The sequence below is a fragment of the Sorangium sp. So ce375 genome (assembly GCF_051473855.1).
Classification (GTDB): Bacteria; Myxococcota_A; Polyangia; order Polyangiales; family Polyangiaceae; genus Sorangium.
On sequence record NZ_CP150335.1, the window covers coordinates 6,506,378 to 6,526,445 of the forward strand.

14 protein-coding genes are annotated in these 20,068 nt (G+C 70.7%); 9 read left to right on the forward strand and 5 right to left on the reverse strand.

Features of this window, described 5'->3' with window-relative positions:
* The first annotated feature begins 26 nt into the window (after window positions 1-26).
* The 6 genes from WME90_RS24025 to WME90_RS24050 all read left to right on the forward strand — a co-directional run bounded on the left by WME90_RS24025 (window position 27) and on the right by WME90_RS24050 (window position 7,898).
* The gene (locus tag WME90_RS24025) at window positions 27-1,700 is read left to right on the forward strand and encodes a DUF1592 domain-containing protein (protein ID WP_437283516.1); all 1,674 of its coding nucleotides are present in this window, start codon (window positions 27-29) and stop codon (window positions 1,698-1,700) included.
* 14 nt (window positions 1,701-1,714) lie between these two features.
* Window positions 1,715-3,139, forward strand: coding sequence for a DUF1552 domain-containing protein (locus WME90_RS24030; RefSeq protein ID WP_437283517.1), 1,425 nt, complete (start codon window positions 1,715-1,717; stop codon window positions 3,137-3,139).
* A 132-nt stretch (window positions 3,140-3,271) separates the two neighbouring features.
* The gene (locus tag WME90_RS24035) at window positions 3,272-4,462 is read left to right on the forward strand and encodes an alpha/beta hydrolase family protein (protein WP_437283518.1); all 1,191 of its coding nucleotides are present in this window, start codon (window positions 3,272-3,274) and stop codon (window positions 4,460-4,462) included.
* 475 nt (window positions 4,463-4,937) lie between these two features.
* Complete coding sequence (locus WME90_RS24040; RefSeq protein ID WP_437283519.1) at window positions 4,938-6,407, forward strand: PAS domain-containing protein; 1,470 nt, start codon at window positions 4,938-4,940, stop codon at window positions 6,405-6,407.
* Window positions 6,408-6,416: 9 nt separating this feature from the next.
* Entirely contained in the window at window positions 6,417-6,560 is a 144-nt protein-coding gene (locus tag WME90_RS24045) for a hypothetical protein (protein ID WP_437283520.1), read from the forward strand.
* A 498-nt stretch (window positions 6,561-7,058) separates the two neighbouring features.
* Complete coding sequence (locus tag WME90_RS24050) at window positions 7,059-7,898, forward strand: SGNH/GDSL hydrolase family protein (RefSeq protein WP_437283521.1); 840 nt, start codon at window positions 7,059-7,061, stop codon at window positions 7,896-7,898.
* Window positions 7,899-8,121: 223 nt separating this feature from the next.
* Here WME90_RS24050 and WME90_RS24055 read toward each other — a convergent pair whose 3' ends face one another.
* From WME90_RS24055 to WME90_RS24070, 4 genes are all read right to left on the reverse strand, one after another.
* Window positions 8,122-9,501: a DUF1552 domain-containing protein gene (locus tag WME90_RS24055; RefSeq protein WP_437283522.1), complete on the reverse strand. Its 1,380-nt coding sequence runs from the start codon at window positions 9,499-9,501 to the stop codon at window positions 8,122-8,124.
* A complete protein-coding gene (locus WME90_RS24060) occupies window positions 9,501-11,030 on the reverse strand; it encodes a DUF1592 domain-containing protein (RefSeq protein WP_437283523.1) in 1,530 nt (509 codons plus the stop codon). Before WME90_RS24060 ends, WME90_RS24055 begins: the two co-directional genes overlap by 1 nt.
* A gap of 756 nt (window positions 11,031-11,786) precedes the next feature.
* On the reverse strand, window positions 11,787-12,845 hold the full coding sequence (locus WME90_RS24065; RefSeq protein WP_437283524.1) for a serine/threonine-protein kinase: 1,059 nt from the start codon (window positions 12,843-12,845) through the stop codon (window positions 11,787-11,789).
* Between the two features lie 44 nt (window positions 12,846-12,889).
* The gene (locus WME90_RS24070; RefSeq protein WP_437283525.1) at window positions 12,890-15,643 is read right to left on the reverse strand and encodes a protein kinase domain-containing protein; all 2,754 of its coding nucleotides are present in this window, start codon (window positions 15,641-15,643) and stop codon (window positions 12,890-12,892) included.
* A 169-nt stretch (window positions 15,644-15,812) separates the two neighbouring features.
* On the opposite strand from WME90_RS24070, the gene WME90_RS24075 reads away from it, so the two are divergent.
* Together WME90_RS24075 and WME90_RS24080 are read left to right on the forward strand one after the other, a co-directional pair.
* The gene (locus WME90_RS24075; RefSeq protein ID WP_437283526.1) at window positions 15,813-17,330 is read left to right on the forward strand and encodes a serine/threonine-protein kinase; all 1,518 of its coding nucleotides are present in this window, start codon (window positions 15,813-15,815) and stop codon (window positions 17,328-17,330) included.
* A gap of 332 nt (window positions 17,331-17,662) precedes the next feature.
* Window positions 17,663-18,148: a hypothetical protein gene (locus WME90_RS24080; RefSeq protein ID WP_437283527.1), complete on the forward strand. Its 486-nt coding sequence runs from the start codon at window positions 17,663-17,665 to the stop codon at window positions 18,146-18,148.
* Window positions 18,149-18,196: 48 nt separating this feature from the next.
* Here WME90_RS24080 and WME90_RS24085 read toward each other — a convergent pair whose 3' ends face one another.
* Window positions 18,197-19,363 carry a hypothetical protein gene (locus WME90_RS24085; protein WP_437283528.1) on the reverse strand — a complete coding sequence of 389 codons (1,167 nt, stop codon included), beginning with the start codon at window positions 19,361-19,363 and terminating at the stop codon, window positions 18,197-18,199.
* Between the two features lie 193 nt (window positions 19,364-19,556).
* Between WME90_RS24085 and WME90_RS24090 the strand changes: the two genes are divergently transcribed.
* Entirely contained in the window at window positions 19,557-20,042 is a 486-nt protein-coding gene (locus WME90_RS24090; protein WP_437283529.1) for a peroxiredoxin, read from the forward strand.
* The last annotated feature ends 26 nt before the right edge of the window (window positions 20,043-20,068 follow it).

Here is a 20,068-nt window from a genome sequence, read left to right on the forward strand (position 1 = left end):
TCACCCAGCTTGGCCAGGAGGCAATGATGTCCCCACCGTCTTTTTCGATGACCGGCTTGCCGCGCCGCGGGCGGGCGCTTGGCGCGGGGCTCTGCGTCACAGCGCTCCTGCTCGCTGGATGCACGGGCGCCCTGGGCGATCCTGAGGGGAGCGGCGGCCCTCTGCCGGACGACACCCCCCCAGCCACCGGCGGGGTGGCGCGCGGCATCGACATGCCGGGTGGGCCGCAGTACCACCGGTTCGTGCGCCTAACGAACTCGCAGTGGGCGCGCAGCGTTCAGGTGGTCCTGAACCTCGCCGCGCCTCCGTCGCTGTCCGACGGGTTCGAGAAGCCCGTCGCCGGCACGACGGACTTCACGAACAACGAGCACCTGCTGAGCGTGAACCAGCGCTCGTGGAGCGACTACCAATCGGCAGCGGAGGCGCTCGCCGAGGACGTGACGGCATCGGATGAGGCGCTCGCCGAGGTGTACCCGGGTACGGACGCCGACGGCTTCATCGAGACCGTGGGGCGCCGTGCGTACCGCCGTCCGCTGACGGACGACGAGATCGCCAGGTACACGGAGCTCTTCGACACCGGAACGGAGATGTCCGGCACGAAGAGCACGTTCGCCAAGGGCGCGCAGCTCGTGATCCGGACGATGCTCCAGTCGCCGCACTTCCTTTACCGCACGGAGCTCGGCGAAACGCGCAAGCCGCTCGACGGTTACGAGGTCGCGGCGAAGCTCTCGCTCTGGCTGCGCGACGCCGCGCCGGGCGACGAGCTGCTCGACAAGGCGCCCACCCTCACGACGCCGGAGGCGATCGCCGCGGTCGCCAAGACCATGCTGGAGGAGCCCACCGCGGTCAAGGGCATGCGGTACTTCCACAGCGAGCTGCTCCACTTCGATCGCTACGCCACGATCAGCAAGCTCGGCGTGCCGAACTACAACGAATCGTTGAACGCCGAGTACGAGGAGAGCGCCTACCTGTTCTTCGACAAGATCTTCACCGAGGGTCTCGGGGTCAAGGAGATCCTCACGTCCACCAAGGGCTTCGTGGGGCCGGGGATGGCGAGCCTCTATGGCCTGGAGCCGAGCGGGAGCCGCCTCGTGGAGCGAGACCTCGGTCCCGATCGCGTCGGCTTCTTCTCGCAGCTCCCCTACCTGACGCTGAACGCCCTGAACGAGGAGTCGGACTCGATCCACCGCGGCGTCAGCATCAACCTCGACGTGCTGTGCGCGCCGCTCGGCGCGCCGGCCCCCAACATTCCGCCGGTCCCGCCGCTCGAGCCCGGGCAGACGAACCGTCAACGCATCACGCGGCTCACCTCCGGCTGCGGCGGCTCGTGCCACAACCAGCTCATCAATCCCGTCGGCTTCGCCTTCGAGCACTTCGACGGCATGGGGCAATATCGGGACGAGGAGAACGGAGGTCTACCGATCGACAGCAGCGGCGTCTACGCGTTCTCCGAAGGGAGCAAGTCGTTCGCGGACGCCGGCGAGCTGATGCACTACATGGCGGAGGGCGAGCAGGCTCACCTCTGCTACGCCAAGAAGCTCGCGAGCTTCGCGCTCCAGCGCGACGTCGTCCCGTCGGACTTGCCGCTCGTCGAGACGCTCGCCGAGGTGAGCCGCGGCGCCAGCGGCTCGGTGAAAGAGATGATGCTCGAGCTCGTGAAGAACGACGCATTCCGGACTCACATGGGAGGTACGCTGTGAACCCGAAGATCGCAATGAGCCTCGCTCCTCCGAGCACCGCGCACCGGCGCGGCATGAATCGGCGCGCGTTCCTGCGCGCGGGCGGCGTCGCCATCGCCCTTCCGTTCCTCGAGGGTTTGCCGTCGCGCTCCGCCTGGGCCGCGGACAACACGCCTGTGTTCAGCCTCTACATCGTGGCGGCGTGCGGCGTGGTGGGGAAGAAGTTCTTCCCGGACCAGACTGGCCAGCTCACGACCGACGGGCTCGCCGCCATGACGGACAAGGCGACGCACGTGCTCGCGCCTCACGCCCCGAACCTGCTGTTCATCAAAGGCATCAACTTCCCGATGGGGGGCCCCACCGCCTGCGGCCACGCGCAGGGCCTGTGTCAGGCGCTCACCGCGCGCCCGGCGCAGGGCGGCGGCAGCTCCGCATCCTCGGGCGGCGTGTCCGCGGACGTGGTCATCGCCAAGCTGGTGAACGAGGGCGGCGCCGAGCCGCTCACGCTCTACGCCGGCAACCGCAGGAACGGGTACATCGCCGAGCGCATCTCGTTCAAGGGCGCCGGCGCCGGGCAGGTGCGCTCCGCGGACGACAACCCGTACACGCTCTACGCCAAGCTCGTCGGCCTGGCGGAAAGCGGCGGCGGCAGCAGCGGCGGCAACGGCGGGCAGGTCGCCGACGAGCTCATCCGCAGCCGCAAGAGCGCGAACGACTTCGTGCGCGAGGAGCTGAACAGCCTGATGCGCATGTCGGCGCTGAGCTCCGCCGACAAGCACCGCCTCCAGCAGCATTTCGACGCCATCCGCGACGCCGAGGTCACGATGGGCGAGATGGCCAGCTCCTGCAGCCAGGCGGGCCTCTCGACGTCGGAGCTCGATGCGCTCAAGAGCGGCTTCGCGTTCAAGACGAACGGCATGATCGAAGACGTCGCGAAGCTCCATCTCGAGCTCGTGGCGCTTGCGTTCGCCTGCAACTTCAACCGCGTGGCGACGCTGCAGCACGGCGACGGCACGGATGCGACGAAGTATTCGGTACCGTCGAACGCGACGCTCGGGTGGCCCTTCCACCACATCAGCCATCGTGTGCAATCGGACGCCGCGACGGGCAACAACCCGACGGCCGAGCAAGCACACGCCGAGATCGACGTGCTCCGCATGAAGACGCTGCTCCACGGCCTCGATCACTTCAAGGAGCGCGACCTGTTCGACAAGTCCATCCTCATGTGGACGAACCACGTATCGGACGGCCCGTCGCACAGCTTCCGCAACGTGCCGACGATCATCGCCGGAAACGGCGGCGGCTACCTGAAGCAGGGTGCGTACATCGACGCCGGAGACGTCACGAACAACCGCCTCTTCAACGGCCTCATCGCCGCCGCCGTTCGGGACAAGACCGAGTGGACGGAGAACTTCGGTGAGGGCAAGGGCTCCGGGCCCATCGACGACATGCTCGCCTGAGCGCATCCCCAGCGGCGAGCCTCGCTGGAGCGGACACCAGAACTGCGAACGCTCACATCGACTCCGGGCGAGCCCCGTGAGCTGGCGAAGAAGCGCGTCGTGAGCGTGGCGATCGCACGAGAGGAGACCTTGATGCAAGCAGTGACGCAAGTAGCGGCAGCGGCTATCGCCCTCATCCTGTTCGGCTGCGGTGCTGACGACTCGCTGCCCTCGGAGGCCGCTGGCACCCCGGCCGGATCGAGCGGAGCCGCGGGCTCTGCCGGCTCTGCGACCACAGGCGCTGCGCCCGCGGGCAGCGGCGGTGGCGCGAGCGCGACCGCCGGCACGGCGGGCGGGGGCGCCTCCGACGGAGCGGCGGGCGGCTCCAGCGGGGCGGCGGGCGACGGTGGCGCGGGTGGCGCGGGCCCAGGCGGCGCAGGCCCGGGTGGCGCAGGCCCGGGTGGCGCGGGCGCAGGCGCGGGCGCGGGCGGCGCGGGCGCGGGTGGCGCGGCGACGTGTGAACCCGCGGACGAGACCCCCGATCCGACGCCGGTCAACGTGAGAGCCATGGGAGCCGCGTTTACCGGCTCACACGAGGTCGTCGTCGAGAAGGACCCCGGTTTGTCTGGCCGCACGATTTTCAGGCCGAAGGACCTTGGTGGAGCCGAGAGGTACCCGATCGTTGCCTGGGGACAGGGCGGCTGTTCCTTGAACGGCACCACCAACCCGGAGTTTCCGGGCGAGCTCGCGTCGCACGGGTACCTGGTGATCTCCGATGGCGAGCCGAACGGCTCCGGATCGAGGCCCATGGTCGACGACTACAAGGCCATGGGGCAGCCCCTGATCGACTCCCTGGATTGGGCCATCGAGGAGGACGGGCGAGCGTGCAGCCAGTACTACCGAAGCCTGGCCGTCGACAAGATCGCGGTCATGGGTTGGTCCTGCGGCGGACTGATGGCCGAGGGCGCTGCCGGCGACCCGCGCGTGACGACCGCAGTCATCTGGAGCAGCGGGATGATCAATCCCAATCAGAAGATCCTCGACGCGCTCCACGCGCCGATCGCGTTCATCCTTGGCGGCCCGGATGACGTCGCTTACCCGAACGGGACCCGGGACTACCGGAACACGAGCCGCGTGCCCGCCGTCCTTGCGAGCACCAACGTGGGCCACGGCGGCACGTACGGCCAAGACAACGGCGGAGTCTTCGGCAAGGTCGGCGTCGCCTGGCTGGGCTGGCAGCTGAAGGGGGACACGGGAGCGACCGGCAAGGGCATGTTCGTCGGCGCGAGCTGCGGCCTGTGCACCGACCGGGCATGGACCATCGAGTCGAAGAACGTGGACTGAGTGTGGGGCGCGCCACCGGCGCTTCCGCCGAGCGCGAGCCGCAGGAGCCCCCGCGGACGCCCCTGGGGCCCAACGCGCGAAGGCGCGCCGCAACGTCCGCGATCGGGCCGTCGCCCGCGTCCCCGGCGACCGAGCGAACTGCACCGGTGACGAGAGGTCGATCCAGAGGGCGAAGGCCCCGGTGCTCATGACGCCTCGGTCCTGCGCCAAGCCAAAGCGGTGACTCACGAAAACGTGAGCGCACACACACCACTATCGAGTCCGATCGGCTGCACGCGTCTTGACGCGATCCGGCGGCTCGACGATAGGCCCAGCGCGGTGGTGGTGCAGGCGCTCGTCACTGGGCCATCGCCGCCGCGAGCGGCGGCAGGCGCGCCTTGCGGCGGGCCTGGTCCACTTTCTGGCGAGATCTCGACTTGCAGAACCGTTACACTACAGGCGGCGCGCTCGTGGACCAGCGTGCAGAGGAGCGAGCATGGGTCGCGACAGGGGCGAGGGGACATCCGGACCGCGCGGACGCGCGGACGCGAACGGGGCGTCCGGAGGGGACCACGACTCGGAAGCAGGGAGCGCGGCGGGCGGCCCCAGCCAGCTCGATGGGAGCCCTACGCCGGGCGGGGTGTCCATGCAGATCGATGATGATATCGACTACAAGGCCGAGTGCAGGGCGCTGCGCGCGCGCGTCGCGGAGCTGGAGAGTGAGCTGGCCAGCCGGCGCGGTGATCCCGGTCGAGAGAGAGGGTTGATCAGCGCGGCGGCGACGTACCTCGACGCTCCGTTCGCTCTGGGCGCCATGCAGGTGCCGGCGCTGATCCACTGGCGCCTGGATGGCACCGTGACGCGCTGGAACGACGCCGCCGGGCGCCTCTTCGGCTGGAGCGAGGGCGAGGCCGTGGGCCGCCGGCTCTCCGAGCTCGTGGCCGCGGATCCGGTGTCGCCCCAGGAGGTGCAGGCGTTCAACCACGATCCTGGCGACAGCCTCTTCGCAGTGGCCACGAGCGCGGCCAGGACGAGAGGGGGAGACGCGATCACCTGCCGGTGGACCTACGCCGTGCTGCGCGATGAGCGAGGCGACGTCCGAGAGATCGCGGCCATCGTGGATGAAGGCGACGATCCGCAGCAGAGAGAGCGCCTGCTGCACGAGCGCTATCAGATGCTCCTGCAGCTCGTGGACAACTCGCCGAACGTCATGTTCATCAAGGACGCGGCGGGGCGCTACGTGTTCATCAACCGCCACTATGCGCGGGCGCTCGGGCGGCACACCATCGAGTTCCTCGGCAAGGACGAGCGCGAGTTCGGCGCCACGCCGCCCGGCGTCGCCGACGCGATCGTGACGAAGGAGCAGGAGGTGCTCGCGAGCGGCCGGGAGCAGCGGTACGAAGAGGTCCTGGACTACGGCAACCAGAATTACTACTTCTTCACGGTCAAATTCCCGGTTCGAAACGAGCGCGGCGAGCTGCTCGGCGTTGGCGGCGTCGTGAGAGAGGACACCGATCTGAGGCGCGCGGAGGCGGAGCGGGCCGCGCTGCAGGAGCAGATCATCGCCGCGCAGCAGGAGACCCTCCGGGAGCTGTCGACGCCGCTCATCCCGCTCGCCGACGGCGTACTGGCCATGCCGCTCGTCGGGACGATGGACGGCGCGCGCGCGGCGCAGATCATGGAGACGCTGCTCACCGGGATCAGCAACCAGCGCGCCCACACCGCGATCCTGGACATCACCGGCGTGCGCGCCGTCGACGCGCTCGTCGCCAACGCGCTGACGCGGACCGCACGCGCCGCCCAGATGCTCGGCGCGCGCGTGGTGCTCACGGGCATCCGCCCCGAGGTGGCGAGGGCCCTGCTCGAGCTCGGCGCGGACCTCACCGGCATCATCACGCTGGGCACCTTGCAGAGCGGCATCGCCCACGCGCTCCGGCCCACGGGCCGCCCGCGCGTCGCCCGGTGAAGCGCGCCCTTGCTGCATCGTAAAGAGACCGAGACCCCTCGCCTGCGCGGCGACTGGACCGCGCGACCCGGCCACGAGCTCGCCCCGACGCTCGCGCGCAGGCCGGGCGTGACCGCCGTGCTCGAAGGCCGCGCGCCGGTCCATTTTCTTTGACACCCGCAGTGTGAACGCTCACTGTGCGCCTCGGGGTTTCCTTTCGCGTTGCCCTGAACAGGCCGTCGTGCGCGCCGGCCCTTCGTCCCTGGGCTCGGGCTCGCCCTCTGCGCCGATTCCATTCGCCTGGTCGTCGCGGACGCGAGCAACGGCGAGGTCGCGAGGGCGTCGCGTGTCGTTTCGGCGGCTCTCGGTCGATCATCCCGACGGCGCAGCGGAGCTCGCATCCTGCGGCTCTCCGATTCGGCGTGCGTGGGACGGAGGAATGCGATGCGTATGGTTCAAGAGAATGGTTCGCTGTGTGGGTCGCGCGAGCGGAACGATGCGGAGATCCGGAGACCGCGCCGCTCGACGTGGGCCACGCTGGTGGGGACTGCCGCGCTGGTGGCGATGCTCAGCGGGTGTTCCGATGATCCGGAAGGAGCGACGTCGACCAGCTCCGGAGCCGGCACAAGCGCTACGACGGGCGCGACCAGCGGGGGGGTGACGAGCGGCGGCGTGACCAGCGGGAGCGCTGGAGGGGGCGTCGCCACGGGCGGCTCGGGCGGCGACGGCGGCACCGGGGGCGCCGGCGGAGCGGGCTCGGGTGGCATGGGCGGCGGATCCGACGGTGTCGGAGGTACCGCGGGCGACGGAGGTGCAGGGGGCAGCGCCGGCGCGGGCGGCGGCCCGGCATTCCAGCCCTGCCCGGCGAGCGGCCCCTGTAAGATCATGCCCTTCGGCGATTCAATCACGCAGGGTTTCAACGTCGCCGGCGGCTACCGCGCCCCGCTGTTCCACCTCGCGCTCGAAGCGAACCGCGACATCACCTTCGTCGGTTCCGCCAATGATTACAGCGTGCCCACGGTGGACGGAGTGACGTTCCCGAGGAACCACGAGGGTCACGGCGGCTGGACGATCGAGGGCAACAACGGCATCGCGAAGCTCGTGGACACCAGCATTCCGAATTACAAGCCCAACATCGTTACGTTGATGATCGGAACGAACGACATCAACGGTAACATCAACGTTGCGGACGCACCGAATCGCCTGGGCAAGCTGCTCGACTCGATTTTCATGCGTGATCCGAACATCCTCGTGGTGCTCGCGCAGATCGTGCCGACGAGGACGGACGGCACGAACAACGCCGTCAAGGCCTACAACGCGGCCATGCCCGACCTGGTTTCGACGCGCGTCAGCAAGGGGCAGCACATCGTGCTGGTGGACATGTACACAGCGTTCACCAACGACGCGAACTACAAGCAGTCCCTCTTCGCCGACAATCTCCACCCGAACCAGGCAGGGTATAACCGCATGGCCGATGTTTGGTTCCAGGCGTTGAGTCCGTACCTCCGCTGAAATCGAAAGGCGAACGCCACCAACGCTCGAGCAGATTCGCGGCGCACGCCGTTCGAGCCGAAATTGAGGAGCTCGCGGCGTAACCCCGGCTATGGGTTCGCCCCGGCGCAATCACCTCGCCTGGTATCGAAAACGAATGGCGGCACGACGCGGCTTCCGCGTTGAGTTCGTGCCGGCCGGCGTCGTTGAGCTCGCGCCGGCCGGCGTTCCGCCCTTGCGACGGCTACGTCAGGTTCGTGAGCGGCCCGTTGCAGAATTTCGGGTCGCCGAACGTGTTCCGGCTGTCGCCGAACAGGTTCAGGATCGAGACGAGCAGGTTGTTGTGCGAGAGGTTTGGGTACCGGACCCAGCGTCCAGTGCGCAGGCCTCCGCCGTTGCCGGCCAGCAGGAACGGCATGTTCGACTTGTTGTGGCTCGGCGGATCCGAGAGCTCGGACCCGAAGAAGACGACGCTCTCGTCGAGCAGCGAGTGTCCACCCATGTCGATCTTCGCCATCTCCTGCAGGAGATAGAGGTGCTGCTTTGAATACCAGTTGCAGATGAGCTCGCACTCGTTCGGCCTGAAGCCGCCGTCGTGCTGGTAGAAATGGTGGTGCTCGCTCAGGTTGAGCCAGGGGAAGGTGTGCTTCGCCTCGGTGTCGCTCCACTGCAGCGTGCCGACCGCGGTGATGTCACAGGCGAGCGACATCACCAGCATGTCCATCATCAGCTTGCCGACCTTCGGGATCGCCGCGTCGGTCGAGGTGTCCTTGACTTTGCCGTCGTTGTCCGCGCTGAGCCCCGTGCGCGGGTTGTAGTCGGACGTGTCGACCTTCGCCGGCGCCTTGCACGCGCTCGTCTCGACCGGCGGCGCGGTGTCGAGGCTCTTCTCGATCTCGCGGATCTTCGTCAGGTGCTGGTCGATCTTCTGCGCGTCGGCGGCGCCGAGCCGCGTCGACAGGGCGGAGTAGCGCCCGTCGAGGAAGTCGAGGATCGATTTCTTTCGCGCGAGCCGGCGGGCGGCGTCGTTGCTGGCGTTGGGATCCAGCGTGCCGAAGAGGTCGGTGAAGATCTCCGTCGGATCGAGGCGCGGCGAGATCGGCCTGAACGGCGCGGCGCTCTCGTAATTCGCGGCGTTCATCGGTGACAGCAGGCCGTGGGACTTGCCCGTCGCCCAGCGCACCGCGATCTCGATGCTCGCCTTCGCCTTTTGACCGGCGGAGATCCGGGACGCGATCACCTGATCGATGGACGGTCCGCCCCCGTAGCCGCCGTTCGGTGCTTGAGTCGTGCCCGTGAGCCAGGCGATGATCCCGGCCTGGTGCTGCTCACCGACCGCGCTCTTCATGTCGAGGCCGTCGATGACAAGCAGCTTGTCCTGCACCGGCGCGAGCGGCGACAGGATGGGCCCCAAGGTGAAGTTCGTCTCGTTGCCGGTCGGCCGCCAGCGGTTCATCACGGTCCCGCCCGGCGTGTAGACGGAGAGGAAACGCTTGGCGGGGGCGGGCTGCGCGCTCGCCGTGCGTTCGGTGCCCATGATCTCCAGCCACGGGAGCGCGATGGCGATGGCGCCAGCGCCGCGCAGCACGGCACGTCGGCTCAAACGAAAGTTCGACATAACCATCACTCCTCTCGGGCAGCCATGTAGTGGAAAGCATCCGTCTGCGTGAGCTCGATCAGGAGCTGCTTTACATTGTATCCGGACGCCTTGAAGGCGTCCGTGACAGCCTTCTTGGTGCAAGCGTCCCCGGCGCGAAGCGTGAGACCGTAGCCGTACTCGGCCCAGCGCGTCGCGAAGCAGTTCTGCACCGCCTCAGTCTGGGCGAGCCCCTGCACCAGCTCGATCGGCCCGCTCACCTTGATGTCCGTGCCCGGGACCCCGCCGCTCGCGTCGATCGGGACGTCGTTCTCCGTGGTGCGGTACAGCCCGACCGCGTCGTAGTTCTCGAGCGCGAACCCGACCGGATCCATGAACTGGTGGCACCCCGCGCAGACCGGATCCTTGCTGTGCTGGCTGAAGCGATCCCGCGCCGTCGCGCCGGTGTACGGATCCGGCGGCTTCACCCTCTCCAGGATGTCGCCGGTGGGGAGCGGGATCTTCTGGCACATCAGCTTGTCGAGCACGAACGCGCCGCGGACCACGGGGTTCGTGTTGTTCGAGTGCGTCGTCCCGGCCATCATACCGCCCTGGGTGAGGAGCCCGAGGCGCTGGGTCGTGTCGAGCTGCACCTGCTGGAAATCGTCGCCCGTCACGCCGGAGACGCCGTAGAACGCCGCGAGAGGTCCGTTCATGAACGTGTACGGGGCCGTCAAGATGGACGCCCAGGTGCCGTTCTCCTCGAAGACCTCGTGCTCGAGCAATCGCTGCGTCTCTTCGTGCATGAGCGAGCCGATCTTCCGCGAGAAGGTCGGGTACGACTCCGCGTTTCGCTCGAGATCCGCCAGGCTGCTGATGGGGAGCAGGTTGTCGAAGAAGTACCGGACGATGGACCGGGACCGAGGATCCTCGAGCATGCGCTCGGCTTGAGCGCGCACGCCTTCCTTTGTCGAGAGCTCGCCTGCCTGCGCCGCCATGCGCAGCTCCTCGTCGGGCATCGTGCCCCAGAGCAGGTACGATAGGCGCGTCGCCATCTCGTCGCCCGTGGGCCGGCGGAGCTCGGGGCGCTCCGGGTCGGGGGCGCCAAACTCGACGCGGTAGAGAAAATCCGGCGATTGGAGCAGCCCCTCGATCACCGTCGCGATGCCGACGTCGAACGTGGCATCCGTCCGGCCGGCGCTGTACAGCTCGAAGAGCTCGTTGGCCTCGCCGTCGGCGAGCGGCCTCCGGTAAGCGAGCGGCGCGATTCGCTCGATGATCGTGCGTGCGCACGCGTTCTCGCTCTCCGCCGTCACGCTCCTCGCGCAAGGATCGAGCTTCGCGAGCGCGTCCGGGGTAGCGGTCGCGCGCCGGGCGACGCCCTCCGCGACGGTACCCAGCTGCTCGGCGAGCAGGCTCGAGACCGATAGCGTGTCCGCGTCATTGCCAAAGCCGTTCCCGACATCCTCGCTCGGCAGTGAAATGGCTGGATCTGTCGAGTCGCCGAAGAGGTCGCGGACGGTCTTGTTGTATTCGAAGCGCGTCAACCGCCGCAGCGGTGCTCGCCCGGGGTACACCGCGCCATCCTCGCAAGCGGCCGGGTCCGTCGGGCCCGTCCCCGTCCCCGTCCCCGTCGAGGTGGACGGCGGGTCGCCGTTGGGTGTGGAATCCTCGGAGCGAAACCCCCCCAGGTCTCCCGTGCAGCCGCTGGCCACGATCAATGCGATCGTGATGGCTGACCGCGAGCCTACGAGAGGACGCGCCTGCTCATGATCTGAGGGCCTAACCATGGTTCTCTCTCTTCGCCCGCTGTGGGCACGCAACGGTGAGCAGTATCCATGATCTTTCACAATAACTCTGGAACAAGCGAGGTTCGCCGCGTTCTCTATTGGGTCACGCCTGACGAAACGCCGATCACCATAATTCGATAATCGCTCGCGCGAGGACCGAAAATACGGAGCCGGCGCCAGGAACGACCCGATGCCCGACGACCAAGCTCGCGGTGCGCATGACGCCCCACCCAGAGCAAAGCGAAAGGATACCCCCGTAATGTGAACGCTCACATTTCGAATGTCAACGCCGATCGACCGGTTCGCGCGTGTCTTCCAGCCCGAGGGAGGACCAGGATGGCGGACCGCCTCCGGAGCGCCGCGTCAAGCGGAGCGGACGTCGGGTATTGGGTCACATTAGGAATAGGGAGGCGGGGGGCAGGGAGAAAAAAATTCAGTAAAGCTCCCTGTCTCCCCGCCTCCCTGTGAACCTTCTCGGGCAAAGTTGACCACCACCGGACGGCGAACGGCGGTCTTCGCCGCGCGCCGGGGTCGTGAAGCTGGTCACGCCGCGCGCGTCGACAGCAAGGCAGCGATGATCTCCTCCGTGACGCGCGGCCCCCCCTGCCCGTAGCACGGCGCGAGCGGCTTCAGCGGCGGCGGAAGCACCTCGGCGACCCGCGCGGCGATGGCGTCGCGCGACGCCGCGTGCCCCTCCGCCGCGGCCGCGGCCCGGAGAGCCTGCGCGAGTTCGGCCGCCGTGGGCCAGCGCGCGTCGCGATCGCGCTCGAGCGCCCGCGCGACGGCGGCCGCGAGGGCGTGGCCCACGCCCTCGCGCTCGCTCGAGAGCGGCGGCACCTCGCGCCCCAGGACGGCGTGGAGGATCGAGATCATGCTGCTGCCGCTGAACAGCCGCCTGCCCGCCAGCACCTCCCACGCCACGACCCCGAGGGAGAACACGTCCGAGCGCCGATCCAGCGGCCGCGCGTTCGCCTGCTCCGGCGAGAAATAGCTCAGCTTCCCCTTCACCGCCCCGGTCTTCGTCCGCGTCGTGCGGCGCAGGGCATACGCGAGCCCGAGATCGCAGATGGAGGCCCGGCCGTCCACGCCGATAAGGACGTTGGACGGCGAGATGTCCCGGTGGATCACCTGGAGAAGCTCCCCCGAGCTGTCGCGCGCCTCGTGCGCCGCGTGCAGCCCCTCGGCAGCCTGCGCGATCAGCTCGATCGCGTCGCCGACCCCGAGCACCTCCGGCGCCCGGGTGAGGAGCTTGAGGGTGACCCCCACGACGAGCTCCATGACGATGTACGGCGCGCCCGCCTCGTCGATGCCGTAATCGAGGACGGGCACGAAATGGGGACTCGCGACGCGCGACGCGATGCCCGCCTCGTCGAAGAGCATCGACGCATAGCTCGATTCGTACCGCAGATCGGCGCGGATCCGCTTCACCGCCACGAGCGGCTCGCGCCCGAGATCCGCGCCGCCCGACCCCGCCGCGCCGCCCGCGTCCCCTCCGTCCGCGGCGCGGGCGCGACGCGCGATGAAGACCTCGGCCATGCCGCCCTTGGCCAGCTGCAACAGCAGCTCGTAAGGACCGGCGGTGCCCAGATCAGACGAAGCCATGCTCGATGCTCTGGGCGGCGAGTTATCACGTCAATGTAAGTTCATCAACCTTGGCCCCCCTGCGCTTCGTTCCTTGCGCGGTCTGATTTGCGCTCTGGCGGGCGCGCTTGTCCTCCTCCGCTTCCGCTTCCGCCTCCGCCTTCCCGCGCGCGATCCTGCGCAGGGCCGCGGGCGACGATGCCCTCGCCGTCCGTGGGGGAATCGCCGCCGCGCTCGGCGTGCTCGGCCAGCACCCGCTCGTCGGTCTCGCCCACCGAGCGCAGCCAGCGCGCCGCCGCCCGGTGGCCGGCCGCGCGATCGCCGTCCGTGAGCATCCCGTAGGCGGCGTCGCGCACAAGGGCGTGACGGAACGTGAGCTCGTCGTGCCCCGGGTAGCGCGACACGCCGCGCCGGGCGATCAGCTCGTCCGAGAGCAGGCTCTTCAGCCAGCGGTCGAGCGACTCGGCCGAGGTGCCGGCGCCGAGCAGCTGCCGCACCCCCTCGGGCCAGAAGCTGCCGCCGAACAGGCTCGCCGCCCGCAGCGTGCGCCGCGCCTCGGCCGGCAGCGCCTCGATGCGCGCGTGCATCAGGGCGACGACCGTGGGCGGCAGGTCGCTCCGGCCCTCCGCGCGCGCGCGCATGAGCTCCTCGAGGAAGAACGGGTGGCCGTCCGCGTGCTCGACGAGCCGCGCCACCTCGGGCAGCGCGAGCTCCCCGCCGAACACGCTGCGGACGAGCCGCTCGGCCGCCCGCTGGCTGAGCGCGCCGAGCTTGATGTGCTGCACCCCGCGCGAGACCCACAGCCCGGGGAACGTCTCCATCACGCTGTGGCGCGCGAAGCCGAGCACGAGGAGCGGGCGATCCGAGAGCACCTGGAGCGCCTCGTCCAGCACCGAGACCGAGGCGTGATCGCTCCAGTGCATGTCCTCGAGCACCACCACGACCGGCCCCTCGCCGCAGCGCGCGGCGAGCCACTCGAGCACGGCGCGGCGGGCCTGCTCGCTCACGAGAACCGCGTCCCCGCGGGCGGCGCGCAGCTCCGGATCCGGGTCGTCGAACGGCGTGCCCGCGATCTCGCCGAGGTACCAGGCGACGCGCCGCGCGTCGTCGGCGGGCGCGGGCATGGCGCGCGCGACGTGCTCGCGGATCTTGCCGCGGCGGGCCTCGATCGCCTCGCCGGGCAGGCAGCCGGCGGCCGCGAGGACGATCTCGCCCAGCATGCCGAACGGCGCGCCCGCGCCGAGCGGGTCGCCCCGCGCGACGTAGACCGACGCGCGCGCGTCGTGCTCGCGCACGGCGCGGACGAGCTCGCAGCGAAGGCGCGTCTTGCCGATGCCCGCCTCGCCGAGGATCAGCGCGGCGCGCGCCACGGGCTCGTCGGCGCTCTGCTCGAAGAGGCCGCGCAGCGTCGCGAGCTCGCGGTCGCGCCCGACGAACGAGGTGACGCGGCCGAAGAGCGTGCGCTCCGGCTCGGTGCCGTCGCGCTCGCCCTTCAGCAGGAACGAGGGGCCGTCGCCGATCACCTCGAAGCGCGGCGCCGCGAGCCCCGCCGTGACCTCGTCGACGCGCACGTCGCCCTCGGCCTCGCGCAGCCGGGCGACGGCGCGGTCGATCACGTCGCCCGCGGGCAGGCGCTCGCCCACCTGCGCGCGGCCCGTGGCGAGCGCGACCGGGCGCGCGGGCAGGCGCGCCTTGAGCGCGAGCGCGCACTGCGCGGCGCGCGCCGCGAGATCGAACGCGGCCATCGTGCCGGCGCCGCCGCGGCCGGAGAACACCTCGTCCGTCTGCGAGGACAGCAGCACCATGCGCGTGCCGCCCGGGAGCCGCACGCGCTCGCCGCCGAACGCCTCGGCGAGGTCCGCGACGATCCGCTCGGCGCCGCGATCGCTCGCCGGCTCGGGATCCGCGGCGCCCAGGTCGACGAGGACGACGCTGACGAGCCGCCGCTCGTCGTCCGTGACGGACGCCGGCGCGCCGTCCGCGTCCGCGCTGGACGCGCGCGCGAGCAGGGCGCGCGCCTCCGCGAGCGCGGCCGCCGCCGCGCGGCCGTCCGCGGGCCGCGCCGCCGGGTCCTTCGCGAGGAGGCGCGCGACGAGCTCGTCGACCGAGGGCGGCACGTCCGGGCGCCGCTCGACGAGGCGCGGCGCCTCCTCCAGGAGGATGCGGCACACCTCGGCGAGCGGGTCGTCGGCAGCGAAGGGGCGCTGCCCGGCGAGGCACTCGAAGAGCAGGACGCCGAGCCCGAAGACGTCGGCGCGCGCGTCGACCTCGACGTCGCCGCGCGCCTGCTCGGGCGCCACGTAGCCGAGCGAGCCGACGAGCGAGCTGGCCTCCGTGACGAGCGAGGTCGACGCCGCCGACCGCGCGACGCCGAAGTCGAGCAGGACGACGCCGTCGATCCTGCCGTCGCGCAGGAGCACGTTGCTCGGCTTGAGATCCCGGTGCGTGATCCCGATGGCGTGGATCGCGGCGAGCGCCTCCGCGATCTGGTGCGCGACGAGCAGCGCGTCGGCCACGGGGAGCGCCCCTTCGTGGAGGCGCGCGTCGAGCGTGACGCCCTCGAGCCACTCCATCGCGAGCCACAGGGCGCCGTCGTCGCCCGTGCCGTGCGCGATGTGCTGCACGATGAGCGGGTGCTGCACGGCCTCGAGCAGGCGCGCCTCGCGCCGGAAGCGCGCCGCGAGCTCCGGGGCCGCGACCTTGAGCGCGACGGGGCGCCCGGTCAGCTGGTCGATCGCCCGGTAGACCGTGCCCATCCCGCCGGCGCCAGCAAGGCGGTGCACCTCGAACCGGCCTGCGACCAGCGTGCCCTCGCGCATGGCGCAAGCTTATCCGAGAGCTCCCGTCACGTCCGCGGTGCGAGCGCTCGTTGGTGACGGTCCAGGGTCTTTGTTGTACGCTGTGCGCGCCGACACCCGAAGGTCCGCGTCGCGCTTACAGGACGCCTCCCCCGGGCCGTCGCCTCGGCCGATCGAAGAGGGACCCCCGATGAACCCCGGACAGCAGGTGACGAGCACGCTCAGGCTGGCGCGCCAGCTCGGGAAGGGGGCGATGGGGAGCGTGTGGGTGGCCGATCACCTCGCGCTCGGGACGCAGGTGGCGGTGAAGTTCATGGCGCCGGCCTACGCGGACCAGAGCGGCTTCGTGGAGCGCTTCCGGCGGGAGGCGATGGCGGCCGCGCAGATCAAGAGCCCGCACGTCGCGCAGGTCTTCGACCACGGCGTCACGCCGGACGGGGTGCCGTTCATCGTGATGGAGCTGCTCGAGGGGGAGGACCTCAAGAGCCGCATCCAGCGGCTGGGCGCGCTGCCGCCCGTCGAGGTCACGGCGATCGTGTCGCAGACGGCCAAGGCGCTGGGCCGTGCCCACCAGCTCGGGATCGTCCACCGCGACATCAAGCCGGACAACATCTTCCTGCTCGACGTCGAGGGCGAGCTGTTCGTGAAGGTCGTCGACTTCGGGGTGGCCAAGCGGGTCCAGGGCGACGTGGGCATGACGTCGACCGGGAGCGTGCTGGGCACGCCGCTCTACATGAGCCCCGAGCAGCTGCTCAGCGCGAAGCACGTCGACTTTCGCGCGGATCTCTGGGGGCTCGCGGTGGTCGCCTACCACGCGCTCACGGAGCAGGTCCCGTTCCGGGGCGAGACGCTGGGCGCGCTGTCGGTGGTGCTCCACACCGGGATCTTCACGCCGCCGAGCGCGGTGCGGCCGGAGCTCTCCCCGGCGATCGATGCCTGGATGAAGAAGGCGCTGGCGCTCGATCCCGCGGCGCGCTTCGCGTCGGCGCGGCAGCTGGCGGAGGCGCTGGAGCACGCGGTCCTCGGGATCGCGCGGACGGCGTTCACGACCGAGCCCTCGTCCGCGGGGGAGCGGGCCCACCACGGGAGCGCATCGCAGCCGGTGCTGTTCGGAGAGCCGACGCCGCTGCCGCCGGCGCCGGGCGCGCGGCTCTCGACGACCGGCACGCCGTCGTCGGCGCCGGGCGCGCGGCTCTCGACGACCGGCACGCCGGGGCGGACGCTCGCCGGCATGGCGACCTCGGGGACGGACGGGGCCCGAAAGTGGGCGCCGGCCATCCTGGCGGCGGCGCTCGCCTTCGGGGCGATCGTCGCGGCCGTCGTGTTCGTGACGACGAAGCGATCGCCCACGGCCGAGGTGACGCCCTCGTCGGAAGATCCGGCCCGCCAGGCCGCGCCCGGCCCGGCGCAGCCTGTGGTGCCGGCGCCTCAGGGCGCCGCGGCGGCGCCGGCCAGCGCCGCCGTGCCGGCGCCGCCAGAGCCCGCGCAGGCGACGCCCCCGGCCGAGACCGCGCAGCCGGCGGCCACCGCGCAGCCGGCGGCGCAGGCGAGCGCTGCGCCCACCGGCGCGACGGCGAGGCCGGGCGCGACCGCTGCGCCGCGCGGCACCTCGGAGGGGCGCGGCCGCGCCACGCCACGGGGGACGGCGACGGGCCGCGCGACGGGGACGAAGCCGCCCGCGCCGGTCGAGGACACGATCGGCTTCTGACCCGGCCTTCGGCCCCGTCGTGCTCCGGCCGCCCCAGGCGCCCGTGAACGCCGCCCGGGCGACCTGGTCAGACGGAGCCCCTTGAAATGAGGCGCCCGCGCCGTTCGACGGCAAAAGATGGAATCAACCGCGCTGGCACGGGCGAGGTCGACATCGGAAGGTGAGGCCCGGGGGGCGCACTGCGACATCCCGCCTCGCTCCTCCAGCGGAAGGGGCACAGAAATCGGCGCAAACGCATCGAGGCGTGAAAATTTCGGATTGGCACAGAGCGTGCGGTATCCGTCGCCGGGGCCCTGAGCGAGGACGCGCTCAACGCGAAGGAGGTCTCTTCCATGGAGAAGCTCGTAATTGGCCTGGTGCAGACGCACGACGAGGCGGAAGCTGCGGCAGAACGCATCATCGACTGCGGCTACACACGACAGGAGGTCAGCCTGCTGATGACCGACGTGGCGCGAGACAGGTGGTTTCGGAGCCCGGACGTAGCTCCGCCGTCGCACACGTTCGGCGCCGCGGTCGCGATGAGCGTCGTGGTCCCCGGGTTCGGATTCGTTGTCGCCGGCCCGCTGGCAGCGGTCGTGGCCAGCGCGGTCGGCGCCGGGATCACGGGCGGCCTGCGCGAGATCCTCATCACCGCGGGCGTCCCGAAGCACTGGGCGGAACGCTACGAGGCCGGCGTCCGGCAGGGCGGGATCCTCGTGAGCGTCTTCGCCCACAGCGAGCGAGACGTCGGGCTGCTCCACCTGGTCCTGGACGACCCGCACATGACCTCGTTCTACACCGAAGCCCACCAGCACCACGCGTACGACACGTCGTTCTGAGCTGGAGCGCGCACGTCGCGTGGCAAAGCGCCTCACCCCGCGCGGGGCTCAGCCCCCGAGCGACCTGAGCCGCGCGCGCAGCATCAGCGCGCCGATGAGGTCTTCCTCCGCGTCGCTCCGGCGCGACCAGCCCAGCGAGAGATAGCGCAGGAGCTCGCCGAACGTCGGTCCGGCCGGCGTCGCGCTCGTACCGCCGCGGACGACCCACAGCCGCTCGCCGTCGGTCCCGAGCGCGACGATCGCGCGGCCGGCCAGCGCCGCCGCGCCGCCGCCGAGCGCCGAGCCCGAGAGCCGCGCGATCGGGTAGAGCTGCCGCGCCGCCGCCGCCTCCCAGCCCGGCTCGCGGTCGTGGCCGCGGAGCTCGTCCTCGCGAAGGAAGCGGAGCGTGCCCTCGACGGCGCCGATCGCGAGCTCCCGGTAGAGGTCCTCCGGATCCGCCGGATCGGCCCAGTCGTACGCGCGCACGAACGCCGCGTACGTCGCCGGCGGGGCGACGCCGCGCACGGGCGGCGGGGACGCGGGCGCGCCGCGGCCGCCTTCGCGCCGGAGCACCCGGTTGAGCCGCGCCACCTCGTCGGCGATCGACCCCGGCCCCGGCTCGATGAGGCGCACCTCGAGGCGACGCTCCGGCGCGAAGAGGGCGCCCATGAGCGCGCCCAGCACGGGGATGCCCAGCTCGGCGGCGAGGAACGTCGAGCCGCGGTGCGGCCGGATCGCGCGCTCCGTCGCGTCGCGCTCTTCCGCCGCGGTCGCGCCCTCCGGCAGGTCGACGTCGACCTCGACGATGTCGCTCCGATCGGGCGCCTCGACGCCGGCCTCGATGCCCTCCTCCCCTTCCCTCACGAAATGGCGGACGAACCCGCTCGCCTCGAAGCGCCAGCCGTCGTCGTGGACGACGTCCTCCGAGAACACGAGCGCGAAGACCGTCGCGCCGGCGTGCCCGAGCTCGGCGGCCGCGTCGAGCACGGCGACGGGCGGAGAGAGCTCGTCTTCAAAGAGCTCGACGAGGTGATCGAGCTCGTCGTCGCCGCCGCCGGCGGGCGCGCCGCTCGAGTAAAACGCGGCCGAGAGCCCGGGCGCGCCGGGGAGCTGCGCGACGAACAGGCGCGGCGAGGCGACGTCCCAGCCACCGAGCGCCACGGCAAAGCCCTGCGACAGCGCGCGGTCCGGGATCTCGGCGGTTCGAAAGATCAACGCAGCGAACGTGGTGGCCATGGGGCGCTCAGGGTAACCCGAGCGCCAGCCCGCGGCCGGTGTCGCGGGGCCGCCGACCGCCGGAAAATCACGAAGGAAGCCGACCCGGGAAGCCGACCTGGGAAACCGGGTGTCCACGGGCCGCCGGCCGGCGAGCCGCCGCGCTCCGCCGAGGCCTTGGACGCGGCGCGGCGCATCGGGTAGAGGACACACCATGCTCGGTAGCAAATCCACCCTGTCCGTCGGCGAGACCGCCCCTGATTTCAGCCTGCAATCGCAGAAGCAGGAGACGGTGAAGCTGTCCGATTTCCGGGGCAAGAAGACCGTTGTCCTGTTCTTCTATCCCAAGGACGACACCCCTGGATGCACGGCGGAGTCGTGCGCGTTCCGAGACCATTACGACGCGTTCGCGGAGGCCGGCGCGGAGGTCATCGGCGTGAGCGCCGACTCGGCGGGGTCTCACCAGCAATTCGCCGACAAATACCGCCTGCCCATGACGCTGCTCAGCGACCCGGGCGGGGCGACCGCCGCGCGCTACGGCGTCAAGTCGCTCTTTGGCCTCCTCCCGGGCCGCGTGACGTTCGTCATCGATCGCGACGGCATCGTTCGACATGCCTTCTCCTCCCAGCTCCGCGCGACGCGCCACGTCGACGAGGCGCTCGCGGTCGTGAAGCAGCTAGAGGCCTCTCCGCGCGGCTGACGCGCAGCGCCGCGCCCGATCTCCAG

Bases quoted from the DNA above. Each gene is read 5' to 3' on its own strand.
- WME90_RS24025 (WP_437283516.1), top strand. From the start codon at position 27: ATGTCCCCACCGTCTTTTTCGATGACCGGCTTGCCGCGCCGCGGGCGG.
- WME90_RS24030 (WP_437283517.1), top strand. From the start codon at position 1,715: ATGAGCCTCGCTCCTCCGAGCACCGCGCACCGGCGCGGCATGAATCGG.
- WME90_RS24035 (WP_437283518.1), top strand. From the start codon at position 3,272: ATGCAAGCAGTGACGCAAGTAGCGGCAGCGGCTATCGCCCTCATCCTG.
- WME90_RS24040 (WP_437283519.1), top strand. From the start codon at position 4,938: ATGGGTCGCGACAGGGGCGAGGGGACATCCGGACCGCGCGGACGCGCG.
- WME90_RS24055 (WP_437283522.1), bottom strand. From the start codon at position 9,501: ATGGTTATGTCGAACTTTCGTTTGAGCCGACGTGCCGTGCTGCGCGGC.
- WME90_RS24065 (WP_437283524.1), bottom strand. From the start codon at position 12,845: ATGGCTTCGTCTGATCTGGGCACCGCCGGTCCTTACGAGCTGCTGTTG.
- WME90_RS24070 (WP_437283525.1), bottom strand. From the start codon at position 15,643: ATGCGCGAGGGCACGCTGGTCGCAGGCCGGTTCGAGGTGCACCGCCTT.
- WME90_RS24075 (WP_437283526.1), top strand. From the start codon at position 15,813: ATGAACCCCGGACAGCAGGTGACGAGCACGCTCAGGCTGGCGCGCCAG.
- WME90_RS24080 (WP_437283527.1), top strand. From the start codon at position 17,663: ATGGAGAAGCTCGTAATTGGCCTGGTGCAGACGCACGACGAGGCGGAA.
- WME90_RS24085 (WP_437283528.1), bottom strand. From the start codon at position 19,363: ATGGCCACCACGTTCGCTGCGTTGATCTTTCGAACCGCCGAGATCCCG.
- WME90_RS24090 (WP_437283529.1), top strand. From the start codon at position 19,557: ATGCTCGGTAGCAAATCCACCCTGTCCGTCGGCGAGACCGCCCCTGAT.